General features: G+C 61.7%; 15 protein-coding genes and 1 tRNA gene. 11 read left to right on the forward strand and 5 right to left on the reverse strand.

Annotation, left to right across the window (positions count from 1 at the left end; genetic code table 11):
• Positions 1–3 precede the first annotated feature (3 nt).
• The 3 genes from CO656_RS02835 to CO656_RS02850 all read right to left on the reverse strand — a co-directional run bounded on the left by CO656_RS02835 (position 4) and on the right by CO656_RS02850 (position 3,356).
• On the reverse strand, positions 4–309 hold the full coding sequence (locus CO656_RS02835; protein ID WP_037421705.1) for a hypothetical protein: 306 nt from the start codon (positions 307–309) through the stop codon (positions 4–6).
• 226 nt (positions 310–535) lie between these two features.
• A complete protein-coding gene (locus CO656_RS02840) occupies positions 536–943 on the reverse strand; it encodes a DUF1236 domain-containing protein (RefSeq protein ID WP_097524756.1) in 408 nt (135 codons plus the stop codon).
• Positions 944–1,472: 529 nt separating this feature from the next.
• On the reverse strand, positions 1,473–3,356 hold the full coding sequence (locus CO656_RS02850) for an adenylate/guanylate cyclase domain-containing protein (RefSeq protein ID WP_234819677.1): 1,884 nt from the start codon (positions 3,354–3,356) through the stop codon (positions 1,473–1,475).
• Between the two features lie 268 nt (positions 3,357–3,624).
• On the opposite strand from CO656_RS02850, the gene CO656_RS02855 reads away from it, so the two are divergent.
• Positions 3,625–3,843 (forward strand): hypothetical protein, encoded by a 219-nt coding sequence (locus CO656_RS02855; protein ID WP_037421717.1) that lies wholly within the window; start codon positions 3,625–3,627, stop codon positions 3,841–3,843.
• A 482-nt stretch (positions 3,844–4,325) separates the two neighbouring features.
• On the opposite strand, the gene CO656_RS02860 is transcribed toward CO656_RS02855, so the two are convergent.
• Positions 4,326–4,401: transfer RNA gene (locus tag CO656_RS02860), tRNA-Lys, on the reverse strand.
• 218 nt (positions 4,402–4,619) lie between these two features.
• Between CO656_RS02860 and CO656_RS02865 the strand changes: the two genes are divergently transcribed.
• The gene (locus tag CO656_RS02865) at positions 4,620–5,366 is read left to right on the forward strand and encodes a cytochrome c biogenesis CcdA family protein (protein WP_037421778.1); all 747 of its coding nucleotides are present in this window, start codon (positions 4,620–4,622) and stop codon (positions 5,364–5,366) included.
• A gap of 29 nt (positions 5,367–5,395) precedes the next feature.
• A complete protein-coding gene (locus tag CO656_RS02870; RefSeq protein WP_097524758.1) occupies positions 5,396–6,358 on the forward strand; it encodes an AEC family transporter in 963 nt (320 codons plus the stop codon).
• Here the strand turns inward: CO656_RS02870 and CO656_RS02875 are convergent.
• Positions 6,326–7,537, reverse strand: a complete 1,212-nt coding sequence (locus CO656_RS02875) for a UbiH/UbiF family hydroxylase (protein WP_037421784.1) — start codon at positions 7,535–7,537, stop codon at positions 6,326–6,328. The two genes, CO656_RS02870 and CO656_RS02875, sit on opposite strands and share 33 nt — an antisense overlap.
• Positions 7,538–7,800: 263 nt before the next feature.
• Here CO656_RS02875 and pcsA point away from each other — a divergent pair, with 263 nt between their 5' ends.
• The 8 genes from pcsA (at position 7,801) to CO656_RS02915 (ending at position 16,799) form a co-directional block, all read left to right on the forward strand.
• Positions 7,801–8,526, forward strand: a complete 726-nt coding sequence (gene pcsA / locus CO656_RS02880) for a phosphatidylcholine synthase (protein ID WP_097524759.1) — start codon at positions 7,801–7,803, stop codon at positions 8,524–8,526.
• Between the two features lie 9 nt (positions 8,527–8,535).
• Positions 8,536–9,513, forward strand: a complete 978-nt coding sequence (locus CO656_RS02885) for a quinone oxidoreductase (RefSeq protein WP_037422196.1) — start codon at positions 8,536–8,538, stop codon at positions 9,511–9,513.
• Positions 9,514–9,559: 46 nt separating this feature from the next.
• Positions 9,560–11,134 (forward strand): ABC transporter ATP-binding protein, encoded by a 1,575-nt coding sequence (locus tag CO656_RS02890; protein ID WP_097524760.1) that lies wholly within the window; start codon positions 9,560–9,562, stop codon positions 11,132–11,134.
• Positions 11,124–12,218, forward strand: coding sequence for an ABC transporter permease (locus CO656_RS02895; protein WP_097524761.1), 1,095 nt, complete (start codon positions 11,124–11,126; stop codon positions 12,216–12,218). Before CO656_RS02890 ends, CO656_RS02895 begins: the two co-directional genes overlap by 11 nt.
• Positions 12,218–13,138, forward strand: coding sequence for an ABC transporter permease (locus tag CO656_RS02900; protein ID WP_097524762.1), 921 nt, complete (start codon positions 12,218–12,220; stop codon positions 13,136–13,138). Before CO656_RS02895 ends, CO656_RS02900 begins: the two co-directional genes overlap by 1 nt.
• Before the next feature lie 44 nt (positions 13,139–13,182).
• Complete coding sequence (locus CO656_RS02905; protein WP_037422198.1) at positions 13,183–14,253, forward strand: BMP family ABC transporter substrate-binding protein; 1,071 nt, start codon at positions 13,183–13,185, stop codon at positions 14,251–14,253.
• A 255-nt stretch (positions 14,254–14,508) separates the two neighbouring features.
• A complete protein-coding gene (locus CO656_RS02910; RefSeq protein ID WP_037421797.1) occupies positions 14,509–15,261 on the forward strand; it encodes a FadR/GntR family transcriptional regulator in 753 nt (250 codons plus the stop codon).
• A gap of 242 nt (positions 15,262–15,503) precedes the next feature.
• Entirely contained in the window at positions 15,504–16,799 is a 1,296-nt protein-coding gene (locus CO656_RS02915; protein WP_097524763.1) for a hemolysin family protein, read from the forward strand.
• The last annotated feature ends 2 nt before the right edge of the window (positions 16,800–16,801 follow it).

Here is a 16,801-nt window from a genome sequence, read left to right on the forward strand (position 1 = left end):
GCTTTAGTTTCGGGCGTGCGGACCGCCGGATCCGGTGAGCGCGCACGCCTTCTCGAATTCCTTGACCGTTTCAGGCGTATTGTCCTCGGGCAGCACCGCGTCGGCAACTTCCTCGGCCGCCGCCGCCTCGCCCTCGTAGACGAAGGACTGGATGTAGTAGGCGATTTCTCCCTTCCACACCTTGCGACCGTCGATCTGCTGGCAGGCGACCGCAGTTTCGAAATCCGCCTGCAGGTCATCGACGCTGGCCGGGGCGGAGGCGCCACCGGAAGGTGCCACGAGCGAGGCGATCAGCAGGGCTGTGAACATGGCGGCAGGCCTCCCGATGGGTCGACGAGGAAACTGCCGGGTCGTTTCCTCGGTCTCACTTGGTAGAGGGCGAATCTGCTCCGAACGAAAGGGGTATTTTGGCGTCGATGATTTTTGTTGAGCGGTCGATGTGTATAAGCCACAGTCGCGCTCGAGGGCAGCAATCCTGCCACGGGCGCGCTGAAAGAAAAGCCCCTCGCTGGCTGAAGCGAAGGGCTCTGGGTCGTTATTGTACGACCTGAACGACCGTATAGGTCTTCGGATCGACAATGACGCGCTGCTGGTTGACGACAGCATAAGCATAAGCCGGGTTCTCCGGAACGGGCGTCAGAACAACAGTGCGCGGCAACGGTCTACCGACGGCGATCTGTTCCTTGATCATGACCGTGTCGGCGGGGACGGGCTGCTGCTGCACGTAGGTCGTAACCTGCCGCGGCGGTGGGGCGATGACCGCACCGGCAACCAAGCCGACGGCGCCACCCACGGCTGCACCCACCGGGCCGCCAACAATCGCGCCAGTAACAGCACCACCCGCGGCACCGGTTACTGCCCCTTGGTTGCTGTCATTTGCAATAGCGGGCGCGGCAAAGATGCCCGTCGCGATCGCGGTAGTAATGATGATCTTGGCATTCATCTGTCGTACTCCCTTGCTATACGTGGGGTACAACGCCGCGTAATTTGATTTGTTCCTGAACGTGACTTTGAAAACGATGCATGTCCTGGTAGTAACGCAGTGTTACATATATGAAATCTTGTGAATACTAACGGAGGTTGGCGATCCTCAAAGGACTCTAACGGGGAGTTGCCGGCGTTCGCGCGAATTCGACCGTCGGAGCTCCATTTGCCACCCATTCCGCGACCGCAATCGCCGAGCCGAGCATGAGGACCGGCAGAGCCAACACACCGAAGAACCTGAGCACTTGCAGGCGCCGCGTGCGCCTTCCTTCGCGATCGTTCACCATCTTATTTCGCTGAACCGCATTCGAAGAACAGGTGAAGATGGAAGCAGATAAGCCCCGATCGGTCAGTCCCCTTGGGAACACGCTTGACGTGCTCGACTCCCTTCTCGGTGACCGGTGAGCCTCACGGCCGCCGATGCTCGAAGCAGAAAGCCTCGGCGCGCGGCGTTTTGCTGTTGGCTCCGATTGACGGGAAGGCCCGGTTTACTTGGTGGTTTTCGGGATTCCTATCATCTCCAGACCCTTCATCCAGTGCTCCTGATCCTCCGCTTTCACGAACGGCATTCGGTCAAGATGCGCGGGCGTCCATTCGGGGTCCTTGGAGCGCAATTCCGTCATGATATCGTCCGGTGCGATCGGATTTCCCATCCGTGCCCGGCTCATCGCCAACATCAAGTAGGCTTCGTTTGGCAGGTCGGACATTGCGGTTAGCAATTTGACTGTCTCATCATAGTTTCTGTCCTGAAAATGGGCCAAGGCAAGCGACCACTGGTACCATTCCGGAAAGCCCGGATTGAGACGCTTTGCCCTCTCGATATCTGCGATGGCGTTTGCGGTGTTGCCCTGGAAGCTGAGCATATCGGCCCGCTCGGCCAAAAGATCGGGATCGTTCGCATTCAGCTCGTAAGCGCGGTCGTATTCCCGCCGCGCTGCGGCCGTGTCCTTCAATTCCATGTAGACGGACGCGAGCGTCCAATGGGTGTAGTAGTCGTCTGGGGCGAGGCTGACCGCTTGCGTTGCCAGTCTGCTCGCCAGTTCGGGGCTGTCGGCCCATCCCTGCTTGTAGTCTTCAAGATGCGCGTATCCCGCCCAGGAATAGGCGCGGGCAAATTTCGGGTCCAACGCGATAGCTCTCGAAAATTCCTGCTTTGCACCGGCGTTGCCTTCCCGAGTGTACAAGTCGAACAGCTGGCGTCCCTTGAGATAGTGGTCATAAGCCTCGGCACTGTCGGTCGGGTCCTGCATGATACGTTCCCTTTCTGCGGCGTTGACCTGGACGGCGAGCCTGGCCACGACGGTCTCGATGATGTCGTCCTGGATCGCGAAGATATCGTCGCCCTGGCTGTCGTATCGGTCGGACCAAATCTGCCGTCGACTCGGCGCATCGACCAATTGTGCACTGATCCGCACGCGGCTGCCGTCCCTTTGCAAGGTCCCCTGCAGAAGATACCGGACTCCGAGCGCACGTCCGACGGTTTGCACGTCGACCGGCTTGTTCTTGTAGGCAAAGCTCGAATTGCTCGCGATCACAAACAGGTTCTTGAAGCGTGACAGTTCGGCAGTGATGTCCGTGGTGAGGCCGTCGCACAAGTAGTCTTCCTGTGAATTATCGCCTAGCGCCTTCAGGGGCAGAACAGCGATCGACGGTTCCTCCGGCAGCCCCTCGATACGACTGGTTACGAAGTTCCAGATCGCAGCCGGGGAGAAGACAAAAGTCAGGATGGCGACGATCGCTACGGCTGTCCCGGCGGCGACGGTCAACGGCCGGTGATCGCCCGCTCGGCGAAGCAATCGCTGCAGCCAAGACCGTGATTTCGGCAGAACGCGATAGATCGGTATCGGCGTGGAGATGTTTTTCAGCCTCCTTCTGCCCAGGCTTTCGAAGGCGGCATCCAGTTTTCCTCGGATCTGCCGATAGACGTCGTCGGAGATCAAGATACCGCCTGCGTCTGCCTGGCTTTGAAGTCGCGCGGCGACGTTTATGCCGTCGCCCTCCAGGTTGTTGTCTTCTACCACGACATCGCCGAGGTGGATTCCTATTCGAAAGTGTATTTGCCGGTGTTTGGCGATGCTCTGATTTTGCTGCTCGATTTCCCGCTGCATCTCCAGCGAAGCTCGAACCGCCTCGACCGGACTCGGAAATTCGGCAAGCAGGGCGTCACCCGCCGTATTGAAAATCCGGCCGCCATGCGCCGAAACGAATCCGGCGACAAGCTCGGCGTATTGGTGAAAGAGATGAAGTGTGCCTTCCTCGTCATTTCCGACGAGTTTGCTGTATCCCACAACGTCCGCCGCTACGATCGCTACGAGCTTACGCTTCAGGGGACGCGCCGTTGTAGCTCCTGAACTGGGCACATCATTACCCACGCTTATCTTGCTAGGTCGGGCATCTATCTGCGGAAAGGCTAATATAATAGTCCCGAACGCCCACTTTACAAGCTCTGCGTGTTTTTTCCGTCAGAGAACGTGGAGCCGCGAGCCAGCATCCAGAGAAGAAAAACGTCCGCGTGCTCACACTCCGACGCACATTCTCGAGCCAGCGCTTCGTCGAGAACGCATTCCGTGGTCATCGGCGGGAATATTTGGAGCGCCGACGATGTCATAGCGCTGTCGCGCCTACACGGGGAGATGCGCCATGCAAATTGAAACTCCCATCGCCCTTCACGATGTCGACATGCTCAGCGTGGTGTTCGAAGAGTTGTTGCAGGACCATCAAACGTCTCGCGACAGCGCTGCAGCAGAGGGCATCCTCGCACGCCTGATCTTCACCTACGACCTCGGCGTTCGCGATCCCGTGCTGCTGAAGATGTTTGCCGTGCCGTTTCTGCGGCAGCGTTTGACAGGAACGCAGTGACGAGCACTACGAAAAAGCCCCGCACGAGGGCGGGGCAAGTCCGCACCCCGTTGCCTTCAGCGGATGCGGAGACGTAGCCCACAGATGCGAGCTACGCAGAGACGCTATCTACGGTTTGATCAGAGAGGAAGATCTGATTCCGTGATTCCGGTACGCCTCTTGAAAAAAGCTGTGGGCGAGGTTGACGCTTGTTCACGCGGATGCTTCGAAATTTAGCTTCCCTAAACGTCGAGCGGAGATTGTTGGCGCTGAGATTTCCCGCAAAGCAGCCATGCGCGGACCGGCCGACCCGGGGGATTCAGCCCAGATGTCGCCTTGCCATCAGGCACAAACTTCGACGTCACGATCACATCGGCGGCATTGGCCAAAGCATTCCGGATCTCTTCGGAACGCCTGGTGCAGGTGGTTCGAGCACGCCTTAGCGGAATAGGATTGAGCCCCAGTGACCCCGACAGAGTAAAGCATTGAATTTATTGGGTAGGTGGTGAGCGCGCAGGGATTCGAACCCTGGACCTACTGATTAAAAGTCAGTTGCTCTACCGGCTGAGCTACGCGCTCCCAAGCCCGGCTTGTCAAGCCCGGCGGAAGTGGGCGGACATATGCACGCGAGCTTCGCGCCGGTCAACCGAAAAATTGCGCCGGACCAGGAATCTGGCCCATTCCCGGTGACGGCGCTGCCGAAGACGCGGTGCGGCAAAATGATCGCCGAAAGGTGATTGGTGTCGCAGTATACATGCGGGTAAGAAGGCCACCAACCGTGTGCCGGAGTTCCGAATTTGTCGATTGCCGATGTCTCCATCTGGACCGCCGTTCTTGCCGGCGCTCTGTCCTTTCTTTCACCCTGCGTCCTGCCGCTCGTCCCGCCCTATCTCTGCTACATGGCCGGCGTATCGGTCGATCAGTTCCGCGGCGGCGATGCCGCGACGGTCGGCAGCACGCGGCGCGCCGTGCTGTCGGCGGCTCTGTTCTTCACGCTCGGCTTCGCGACGGTCTTCGTGGCGCTCGGGGCAGGGGCCTCCTCGATCGGCCTCCTGCTCAGGCAATATATCGATCTCCTCTCACGCATCGGCGGCATCATCATCATCGTCATGGGGCTGCACTTCCTGGGTGTTTTCCGCATCGGGCTGCTTGCCCGCGAGGCGCGCTTTCACGGCGGCGGCAAGCCGGCGACGCTGTCGGGAGCCTATATCATGGGGCTCGCCTTCGCCTTCGGCTGGACGCCCTGCATCGGCCCAGTGCTCGGCACCATCCTCGGCGTCGCGGCGGCGCGCGAAACGGTCGGCGACGGGGCGATGCTGCTCGCCATCTATTCGCTCGGCCTTGCCGTGCCGTTCTGGATCGCCGCCGGCTTTTCCGGCGCATTCATGCGCTTCCTCATGCGTTTCCGCCGGCACCTCGGCCTCGTCGAGAAGCTGATGGGCGCGCTTCTCGTCCTCGCCGGCCTTGCCTTCCTCTTCGGCTTCATCAGCTCGGTTGCGATCTGGTTCCAGCAGACCTTCCCGATCCTGTCGCAAATCGGCTAAGCAAAGCCGGTGCCGGATCGGAGGGAAGAATGGCGGACATTGCGGGCCTGGTGCTGCCGTTCTTCGGGCTCATCTTCCTCGGCTATCTGACGGCACGTTTCGTCGAGCACGCCGGCGAGGCGATGGGCTGGCTGAACACCTTCATCGTCTATCTGGCGCTGCCGGCCCTCTTCTTCAAACTTGTGTCGCGCACGCCCGTGGAAGAGCTGACGCGCGCCGACTTCATCCTCACCAGCGTCGGGACGACCTATGTCGTCTTCGTGTTGATCTTTGTCATCGGAGTGTTCCTGCGCCGAAGCACGATCGCGGGGGCGACCATCCAGGGCTTTGCCGGGGCCTATGGCAATATCGGCTACATGGGGCCCGGTCTGGCGCTGCTCGCCTTCGGGGAAGCGGCCGCTGTGCCGGTGGCGCTCATCTTCTGCTTCGAAAATGCGGCGCATTTCACCGTCGCTCCGGCGATGATGGCGTTTGCCGGCGGACGCAGGCAGAAACCGGTATCGCTCGTCCTCGGCATCGCGCGCCGGATCGTTCTTCACCCGTTCATCCTGTCGACCTTCGCCGGGGTGGCGGCCGCCTTCCTGGCGATCGAGCCGCCGGCACCGCTGCAGCGATTGATCGATTACCTTGCGCAGGCGGCCGCTCCATGCGCGCTGTTCGCGATGGGCGTGACGCTGGCGCTTCGGCCGCTGACGCGCATTCCCGTCGAGATCGGCTACATCGTTCCGGCGAAGCTCGTGCTTCACCCGGTGCTCATGTATCTGGCGTTGAGTCTTGCCGGCAGCTACGACCCCGTGTGGATGCAGACGGCGGTGCTGCTCGCCGCCCTGCCGACCGCCACCAACGTCTTCGTGATCGGCCATCAATACGGGATCTGGCAGGAGCGGGCCTCCGCGACCATCCTGATCACCACGCTGTTTTCCGTCGCGACCGTGACCGGATTGCTCTACCTCATCCGATCAGGCGCGCTGCCGGCCGACCTTTTCCCATAAGCTTTCCTTGAGCGAGCGCAGCGCGCTGCCCGGATGGATGCCTTCGCGCATCAAGAGGCCGCGGAGCGGACCGGCCGAGGCGATGAATTGCAGGCCCACCGCCCTGAGCGCCTGGATGGGCAGGAAATCCGAGAGCAGCGATCGGTTGAGCAGGTCGACGCTTGCGGTTCGGCTGACGATGTCCATGCGCCGGCGGCCGTCGAATCGGTCTCCGATATCTGCCGTCAGTTGCCCGCCGGCTGGGCGGCCGACGAGTTCGACCAGCGTCATCACGTCCCGGAGACTGAGATTGAGCCCCTGGGCGCCGATCGGCGGGAAGGCATGTGCGGCTTCGCCGACAAGTGCGGTGCGTCCCTTGCCGAAGCGGCGGGCGGTCATGCCGGAGAGCGGAAAGGATTGGGGCGCCCCTTCGGCCGTCACTTTCCCGAGAATTGACTGCATACGGTCCTCGATGGTGCGCGACAGGGCATCCCTCGGAAGTTTCAGGGTCTCCTCCGCGTCGCGCGGCCTTTGGACCCAGACGAGGCTCGAGCGGTTGCCCGGCAGCGGCACCTGTGTGAACGGTCCGCTTTCGGTGTGGAACTCCGTCGATATCTCCTGGTGCGAAAGTTCATGGCCGAAGTTCAGCACCACCGCAGTTTGCGGATAGGACCAGGTGAAGGTCTCTATGCCCGCCGCCTCGCGAACCGCAGAGCGCCGGCCATCGGCGCCGACGACAAGATCCGCGGCAATCGTTCGCCCGTCCTCGAGGCCGATCCGCGCTTCGACTTCGCCGATGTCGAAGGTCATGGCTGAGGCGGTTATCCGCTCGAGCGTCGCCAGGCTCGCTTCGTGCCTCTCCAGGATTTCGAGGAAAGGGGCATTTGGAGTGTTGTAGCCGAAGGCGTCGAGCCCGACCTCGGCAGCACGGAAATTGACCGGCGGTGCGCGCAGGAGCCGCCTGGTTCCGTCGATGATGTGAATGGCGACGAGCGGCGCCGTCAGCGGTTCGACCTCGTCCCACAGACGAAGTCCCTTGAGGTACTCGATCGATTGGTCCATGAGGGCCGTGGTACGTCCGTCGGCGATCACCGGTCTCGGCCCAACAAGCGCCACCCGGTGGCCGTCGCGGGCGAGTGCGATCGCCGCGAGCGAGCCGGCAAGTCCTGCGCCGATGATGGCGATGTCATAATGTTGCATGGCCGTCGCTTTCCCGGGCGGTTGTCCGCCTTGATGTCGATACCGCAATCTCTTGTAGCCCCTTAGCTCATTGAAATAAATGGGATGGAACGGCGCAGACGCGTTTGCCGCGTGTCCACAGGACAATGCCGCTTGAGGGTTGACGAAGGTGAATTTTGCTGGCGATGCCTCGTAAAGGGTGCATATTAGCCGTCGATCGCGGGTCAGCGGCGGTCTGGCGACGGCGCGAAAAGACGAACCGAAGGAATGGGCGGCAGTCGCAGATGAAATTCTTCAACTACAGACGCGTTCCCTACGCTGAAATCCGCGCCTTTTCCGTGCATATCCTCACGGCGTCCGGCTCCTTCCTGGCCTTTCTCGGCGTCGTGGCGGCTGCGGAGCATCGTTTCATCGACATGTTCTGGTGGCTGGGGCTGGCGCTGCTCGTCGACGGCATCGACGGCCCGATCGCGCGCAAGGTGCAGGTCAAGGAAGTTCTGCCGAACTGGTCGGGCGATACCCTCGACAACGTCATCGACTACGTTACCTATGTGCTGCTTCCCGCCTTCGCGCTTTACCAGAGCGGCATGATCGGCGAACCCTGGTCCTTCGTGGCAGCCGGCGCCATCGTCGTGTCGAGCGCCATCTACTATGCCGATATGGGCATGAAGACGGATGAGTATTTCTTCTCCGGGTTCCCGGTGGTCTGGAACATGGTCGTCTTCACGCTGTTTGTCATCCAGGCGAGCGAAGTCACTGCATCAATTGTTGTTTTCCTTTCCGTCGTGCTGACCTTTTTGCCCATCAACTTCCTGCATCCGGTGCGGGTGAAAAGGTTGCGACCGCTCAATCTCGGCGTCTTCCTCGTCTGGTCGGTGCTCGGCATGTACGCCTTGCTGCTGCATTTCGAGACGCCGCCCTGGGTGGTCCTTGGCGTGGTGGCGACGGGGATCTATCTCTACGTCATCGGATTCGTTCTGCAGATTTTTCCCAATCTCGGCCGCGTATAGGAGTTGTTCATGCCACAGGCGATCGTCGTTCGCGAACTCGGCGGACCGGAAGTGCTGAAGATGGAGGGCGTGACGCTTGCCGCGCCCGGACCAGGCGAAGTGCAGATCCGGCAGGTCGCCATCGGCCTCAACTTCATCGACGTCTATTTCCGGACCGGTCTCTACAAGTCGGCAACCGGCCTGCCCTTCATTCCGGGCAAGGAGGGCGCCGGCATCGTGACCGCCGTCGGCGACGGTGTCGGCATGTTTTCCGTCGGTGACCGCGTCGCCTATGCTTCGGCCGATGGCGCCTATGCAAGCGAACGCAATGTCGACGCTTCGCAGCTTGTCAAGGTCCCGGACGGAATCAGCCTCGAGACCGCAGCGGCGATGATGCTGAAGGGCATGACAGCGCAATATCTGCTTAACCAGACCTTCAAGGTTGGGCCCGAGACGACCTTGCTGTTTCACGCGGCTGCCGGCGGCGTCGGGCTGATTGCCGGACAGTGGGCGAAGGCGCTTGGCGCGACCGTCATCGGCACGGCCGGATCGCAGGACAAGATCGATCTGGCGCTTGCACATGGCTACGATCATGTCATCAACTATCGAACGGAGAATTTCGTCTCACGCGTGAGGGAACTGACCGGCGGCAAGGGCGTCGATGTCGTCTACGACTCGGTCGGCCGCGACACCTATCCGGCCTCGCTCGACTGCCTGAAGCCGCGCGGCCTGTGGGTCAGTTTCGGCAATTCCTCCGGACCGGTGGATGCGTTCAATATCGGCATTCTGGCGCAGAAAGGGGCGCTCTACGCGACCCGTCCGACGCTTTTCACCTATGTCGCGGCCCGGCCGGCGCTGGAGGCATGTGCAAACTCCTTGTTTGATGTTGTGCAAAGCAACAAAGTGCGTATCAATATCAATCAGACCTATCCGCTCGCCGAGGCCGGCCGAGCGCATACGGATCTTGAAACAAGAAAAACGAGTGGAACGACATTGCTGATTCCCTGACCTGTTTAAGCAGCAGGGGATTCGAAAGAGGGGAAAAGAGGGCAGCGTGCCTGTTACGGGACAAATTGCGAGCGGCCCGCTGCTGGCCGTGAGCAACCTGACGAAGTTGTTCGGCTCCTTCGCGGCCTGCAATGCGATCAATCTGCACATAGAACCCGGAGAAATTCACGCGCTTCTCGGCGAGAACGGGGCGGGGAAATCGACCCTGGTGAAGATGCTGTTCGGCGTCCTTGCGCCGACCGCCGGCGAGATCTCGTGGATGGGCGACACTGTCCGGATCTCCAGCCCCGGTGACGCGCGCAAGCTCGGCATCGGCATGGTCTTTCAGCATTTCTCACTCTTCGAGGCGCTGACGGTCGCCGAAAACATCGCGCTTTCGATGGATCGCAGCATCTCGCTTGCACGGGTTGCCGAAGAGGCGGCGCGGCTGTCGCGCCTCTACGGGCTGCCGCTCGATCCGAGCGCGCATGTCGCCGATCTTTCGGTCGGCGAACGGCAGCGCATTGAGATCGTGCGCGCGCTGCTTCAGAACCCGCAGCTGATCATCCTCGACGAGCCGACCTCGGTGCTGACCCCGCAGGAGGCGGACCGGCTGTTCGAGACACTGTTGAAGCTGAAGGCGGAAGGCCGCTCGGTGCTCTATATCTCCCACCGTCTCGAGGAGGTGCAGCGCATCTGCGACCGCGCCACCGTCTTGCGGCACGGCAAGGTCACCGGCGCCTGCGACCCGCGCGCCGAGACGCCGGCCTCGCTGGCGCGCATGATGGTCGGCAACGATGTGGCCGTGGTGACGCCGGAGGGCACGAGCACCAGGGGCGACGTCCAACTCGAAGCCCGCGACCTTTCCGTCGCGGCGCGCACGCCCTTCGCGGTCTCGCTCAAGAACGTCTCGCTCAAGGTGAGAGCCGGCGAGGTGCTGGCGATCGCGGGCGTTGCCGGCAACGGCCAGAGCGAGCTTTTCGACGCGCTTTCGGGTGAGTATCCGGTGGCCGACGACAGTGCCGTGCAAATTCGCCAGAGGCCGGTTGGGACCAAGAATATCAATGCCCGACGGTTGATGGGCGCCGGCTTCGTGCCGGAGGAGCGGCATGGGCATGCGGCGGTCTCCTCGCTCTCGCTTTCCGACAATCTCGTGCTGGCGCGCAACCAGTCCGACAAGCGCGCCTTTCTCGGCGGCGGTTTCCTGAAGATCATCCGACAGGGCGCGGTGAAAGCCGCAGCCAAACGCATTTCCGAGGCGATGGACGTGCGCAAGAGCGGCGAGGATCCGCCGGCGGGCTCGCTTTCGGGCGGCAACCTGCAAAAGTTCATCGTCGGCCGCGAACTCGACCGGCAGCCGGCGGTGCTCATCGTCAACCAGCCCACCTGGGGCGTCGACGCTGGGGCGGCGAGCCGCATCCGCCAGGCGCTCGTCGACCTCGCCAAGGGGGGCTCCGCCGTGCTGGTGATCAGCCAGGATCTCGACGAGATCTTCGAGGTGGCTACCGAAATCGCCGTCATCAGCGAGGGAAGGCTCTCCGAGCCCTATCCGGCCCGGGAACTCTCGCGCGAGAAGATCGGCCTCCTGATGGGCGGCATGCATGGCAAGACGGAAGGTGCGGGAGCGGCACATGCGCATTGAGCTCGAAAGGCGTCCCAAGGTCTCGGCGCTGTTTTCCATCCTGTCTCCCTTCATCGCCTTTGCGCTGACCATCGTCTTCGGCGGCATCATGTTCGCGCTGCTCGGCAAGAACCCGGTCGCGGCCCTCTACAGCTTCTTTGTCGAGCCGCTGAGCGAGGTCTGGTCGCTGCACGAACTGGCGATCAAGGCCGCGCCGCTGATCCTGATCGGCGTCGGCCTTTCCGTCTGCTTCCGCTCCAACAACTGGAATATCGGTGCCGAAGGTCAGTTCATCATGGGGGCGATCGCCGGCTCCATTCTTCCGGTGGTCTTCTATGATTGGCAGTCGCCACTCGTCCTTCCGCTGATGCTGCTGCTCGGCATGATCGGTGGCGCGCTCTTCGCGGGGATCCCGGCCTTCCTCAAGGCCCATATGAACACCAACGAGATCCTGACGAGCCTGATGCTGGTCTATGTCGCCCAGCTCTTCCTCGACTGGCTCGTGCGCGGCCCCTGGCGCAACCCGCAGGGCATGAACTTTCCGGAAACCCGCAGCTTCGGGGTAGAGGCCATCCTTCCCGAAATGATCGCTTCCGGCCGTACGCATTGGGGATTTGCCTTTGCGATCCTTGCGGCGCTCGCGGTCTGGTTCATGATGCGCTACACGCTGCGCGGCTTCGAGATCACCGTCCTCGGCCAGTCGGAGCGGGCAGGGCGCTTCGCCGGCTTCTCGTCACGCAAGATGATCTGGTTCTCGATGCTCTTTTCGGGCGCGCTTGCCGGCCTCGCCGGCATATCGGAGGTCAGCGGCGCGATCCAGCAGCTGAGGCCGGTCATCTCTCCCGGTTACGGCTTCACGGCGATCATCGTCGCATTCCTCGGAAGGCTCAACCCGCTCGGCATCATCGCTGCCGGTCTTGTGCTCGCTCTTACCTATCTCGGCGGCGAGGCGGCGCAGCTTTCGATCGGCGTCTCCGACAAGGTGACGCGCGTCTTCCAGGGGTTGCTCTTGTTCTTCGTGCTGTCCTGCGACACGCTCATTCACTACCGCATCCGGCTCGTCCGCGAGAGATTTGTGGCGCTCAAGACGGATGAGGCGCACTGATGGGTATCGTCGAAGCAATCCTCCTGAGCGTCATTACCGCGGCGACGCCGCTCGTCCTTGCCGCTGCCGGCGAACTGGTCGCCGAACGGTCGGGCGTGCTCAATCTCGGCGTCGAGGGGATGATGGTCATGGGCGCCGTCTGCGCCTTCGCCGCCACGCAGCTCAGCGGTTCGCCCTATGTCGGGGTGCTTGCCGGTGTAGCGGCCGGCGCGTTGTTCTCGCTGCTCTTCGGCGTCCTGACGCTGACGCTCGTCGCCAATCAGGTGGCGACCGGTCTTGCGCTGACGCTGCTGGGTCTCGGCGTCTCCGGCATGCTGGGCGAGAGTTTCCTCGGCATGCAGGGCATCAAGCTGCAGCCGATCGCCGTTCCGCTGCTTTCCGATGTGCCGTTTATCGGACCGCTTCTCTTCCGCCAGGACGCAATCTTCTATCTCTCGATCGCGATCGTCGCGGGCATCCACTGGTTCCTCTTCAGGACCCGTTCGGGACTGAAGCTGCGCGCGGTGGGCGACAGCCACGGCTCGGCGCACGCTCTTGGCGTCGACGTCATCCGCACCCGTTACCTGGCGGTGCTTTTCGGCGGTGCCTGCGCCGGGCTTGCCGGCGCGCAGCTGTCGCTCGTCTATACGCCGCAATGGGTCGAGAACATGTCGGCCGGCCGTGGCTGGATCGCGCTTGCGCTGGTGGTCTTCGCGTCATGGCGCCCTTGGCGGGTGGTTGCCGGCGGCTATCTGTTCGGGGCCGTGTCGATCAGCCAGCTACATGCCCAGGCCTTCGGGATCGGTATCCCGTCGCAGTTCCTTTCCTCGCTTCCCTATGTGGCGACAATTATCGTACTCATTCTCATATCCCACAACCGGCGCATGACCCTGATCAATACGCCGGCATCGCTCGGCAAACCGTTTGTGCCGGACCGGTGAACAACAACAACCAGACGGAATTCTCAAACCGACAGAGGTCAAAAATGAAAAAACTACTCCTCGCCCTCGCAACCACGACTGCGGTGCTCGGCTTCGCTTCAGCCGCGGGCGCCCAGGAAAAGGCCAAGATCTGCTTCGTCTACGTGGGCTCGAAGACCGATGGCGGCTGGACGCAGGCGCATGACATCGGCCGCCAGCAGGTCGAAAAGGAACTGGGAGACAAGGTCGAAACACAGTTTCTGGAAAACGTTCCGGAAGGGCCGGATGCGGAACGCGCCATCGAGCGCCTGGCACGGTCCGGCTGCGGTCTGATCTTCACCACGTCCTTCGGCTTCATGGACGCGACGATCAAGATCGCCCAGAAGTTCCCGGATGTGAAGTTCGAGCACGCAACCGGCTACAAGACCGCGCCGAACGTCGCGACCTATAACAGCCGCTTCTACGAAGGCCGCTACATCCAGGGCCAGATCGCCGCCAAGATGTCTCAGAAGGGCGTTGCCGGCTACATCGCCTCCTTCCCGATTCCGGAAGTGGTGATGGGCATCAACTCCTTCGTCATCGGCGCCCGCTCGGTCAATCCCGAGTTCAAGATCAAGGTCGTCTGGGCGAACACCTGGTTCGACCCGGGTAAGGAGGCGGACGCCGCCAAGGCGCTTATCGACCAGGGCGTCGACATCCTGACCCAGCACACCGATACGACCGCTCCGATGCAGGTTGCGGCCGAACGCGGCATCAAGGCCTTCGGCCAGGCCTCCGATATGATCGCCGCCGGGCCGCAGACGCAGCTGACGGCGATCGTCGACACCTGGGGCGCCTATTACGTCAAGCGCACCCAAGCCTTCCTCGACGGCAAGTGGGAAACGACTTCCAGCTGGGACGGTCTGAAGGACGGAATCCTGACGATGGCGCCCTACACGAACATGCCCGATGATGTGAAGGCGATGGCGGAAGCGACGGAAGCCAAGATCAAGTCCGGCGAGCTGAAGCCGTTTACCGGTCCGCTGAACAAGCAGGACGGCACGCCGTGGCTCAAGGAAGGCGAATCTTCCGACGACGCCACGCTCCTCGGCATGAACTTCTACGTCGAAGGCGTCGACGACAAGCTGCCGCAATAGGGCGGGAAGGACATCCGCATTCGAACCATCTGCAAACCCCGCGCCAAGGCCGAGGGGTTTGTTCTTGCGGGGATATCCAATATTGGGGCGTCGGATCGCGCCGGCGGCCGCCCGCAGTTTCTTCGTCGCACTTTCGGGAATCGTATATTCGATCTACTGTTATACAAAGCTTCTCCTCTCGGAAGGAGAAGCGGCGACGACATGAAAAGAATGGCGCCTGCCCGCAGCAGGAGGGCACTCTGGAGGGGGACGGGGTTGAAGAGCCTGCTTGATACGGTGATATCCAAGACGCCGAAACGAACGAGCCATGCACAGGTCGTGGATCAACTCGGCAAGGCGATCGTTTCGGGGGAGTTTCCGGTGGGCAGCATTCTGCCCGGCGATCCTGAACTTGCCCTCCGCTTCCGCGTGTCGCGCACTGTCTTGCGCGAGGCGATGAAGACGCTTGCGGCGAAGGGGATGGTCGTTCCGCGTGCCCGCATTGGGACGCGCGTGACACCCAGGAAAGACTGGAATCTGTTCGATGCGGATATCCTCACCTGGCATTTTGCCTGTGGGGTGGACGAGGATTTCCTCTATCACCTGAGCGAGGTTCGCCTCGCCTTCGAGACGCACGCCGCCGCCCTGGCTGCGCGCAACGCGAGCGACGCCGAAATCGCCACGATGATGCGGCTGGCAGTCGCCATGGGGGATGCCAGTCACACGGCAGAAACCCTCGCTGTCGCCGACCTGAAATTCCACCTCGCAGTCCTCGAAGCGTCCGGCAATCCGTTCCTCAGAACGGTCGGCGGCCTGATCGAGGCGGCTCTCGTCGGCGTCTTCAAGTTGAGTTCCCCGACGGACGAGAAGGGCGGCATAGACGAGGTGGCCCGCAACCACATCCGCATCGTCGAGGAGATCGGCAGAAGGGACGAGCTCAAGGCGCGGCAGGCGATGGAATACGTCATCACATATGGTCGCAATCGAATCCAGAAGGCCTTCAATCCGGACCAGAGCGCCAAAATCTGAGACAGCCCGGCGCCTCTGCAACCGTCGCTATGTGCTCAGACGATACAGATCGCCGGACTGGCCTTGCCCGCACAGTCGGCCTGGCCTATCTGAGACGGCAGTCGTCTCATCTGGCGACCTACCTACAGCGCCACGCGTCTTATCAGACGCGTAAAGGTCGCCGTAGCACTTTGAATTGCTGCATCTCTCCTTAAATCGAGGTCGATTTAAGGAGACATGCAGTAGAGCGGTGAACGGAGCCTATGTCCGAGCTTTTTGTCATTTTTCTTCTGCTTTTGATCAACGCCTTCTTCGCGCTCTCGGAAATGGCAATCGTTTCGGCAAGCAAACCCTTGCTGCGTCAGATGGTGAAGCAGGGAAACCATGGCGCGGAAGCCGCCCTGAGGCTTGCCGAGGAGCCTGGAAAATTCCTGTCCACCGTTCAGGTCGGCATAACCCTCGTCGGCATCCTGGCCGGCGCCTATGGCGGCGCGACTATCGCAGCGAAGCTCGCACCGACCCTGGACCAGATCGCCTGGATCCACCCCTATGGCAACACCGTTGCCGTCGCCCTCGTCGTCACGCTCATCACCTTTCTGTCGGTGGTGATCGGAGAACTGATTCCGAAGCAGCTCGCGCTCAGGAATTCTGAAGGCCTGGCGATTTTCGTCGCGCGGCCGATGACCCTGCTGTCGCGGATAGCCGCGCCGGTCGTGTATCTTTTTGAGACCGCCGCTCGCCTGGCGATGCGGCTGATGGGCATGAAGGCGGAGGACCCAGATCACGTCACCGAAGAGGAAGTGCATGCGATCATGGCGGAAGGCGTGGAGAGCGGCGCGATCGAGAAAAGCGAACACGAAATGCTACGGCGCATTATCCGTCTCGGCGATAGGAACGTCAAATCGATCATGACGCACCGCACCGAGGTCAGCTTCATCGACGTCAATGACAGCATGGAGACGATCGGCCGCAAGATTCGGCAGTTCGGCCATTCCCGTTATCCAGTCATCGATGGTCCGGCGGGCGACGTGATCGGAGCGGTGCTGGCCAAGGAGATACTGAACGCCACGGTCGCGGCACCCTTCGATATCCGCAATTATGTCCGCGAGATCCTGACCCTTCCGGAGACGGCTTCCTGCCTGAAGGCCCTCGAAGCTTTCAAGGCCTCCAGCGTCAACATGGCGATGATCGTCGACGAGTACGGCAGCACCGAAGGCATCATCACGACTGCCGATATCCTGGAGGCGATCGTCGGCGTCATCCCGTCCAACTACGACGATATCGAGCACGCCCATATCCGAGCCCGCGAGGACGGCAGCTACCTTGTCGACGGCCGAACGCCGATCGACGAGATCCACCTGCAGATCGGCATTGAGGGGATAGACAGCGACGGCGATTTCGAAACCATTGCCGGTTTTCTGGTGCAGCAGTTGCGCAAGACGCCGGAGGAGGGCGACTGCGCCGAGGCGCACGGCTACCGCTTCGAAGTGCTCGACATGGATGGCCGCCGCATCGACAAGATCCTCGTCAGCCGCCGCGCCGAGGAGCACCCGGCCTGAGA

It is taken from the genome of Sinorhizobium sp. FG01, assembly GCF_002531875.1.
Taxonomy (GTDB): Bacteria; Pseudomonadota; Alphaproteobacteria; order Rhizobiales; family Rhizobiaceae; genus Sinorhizobium; species Sinorhizobium fredii_C.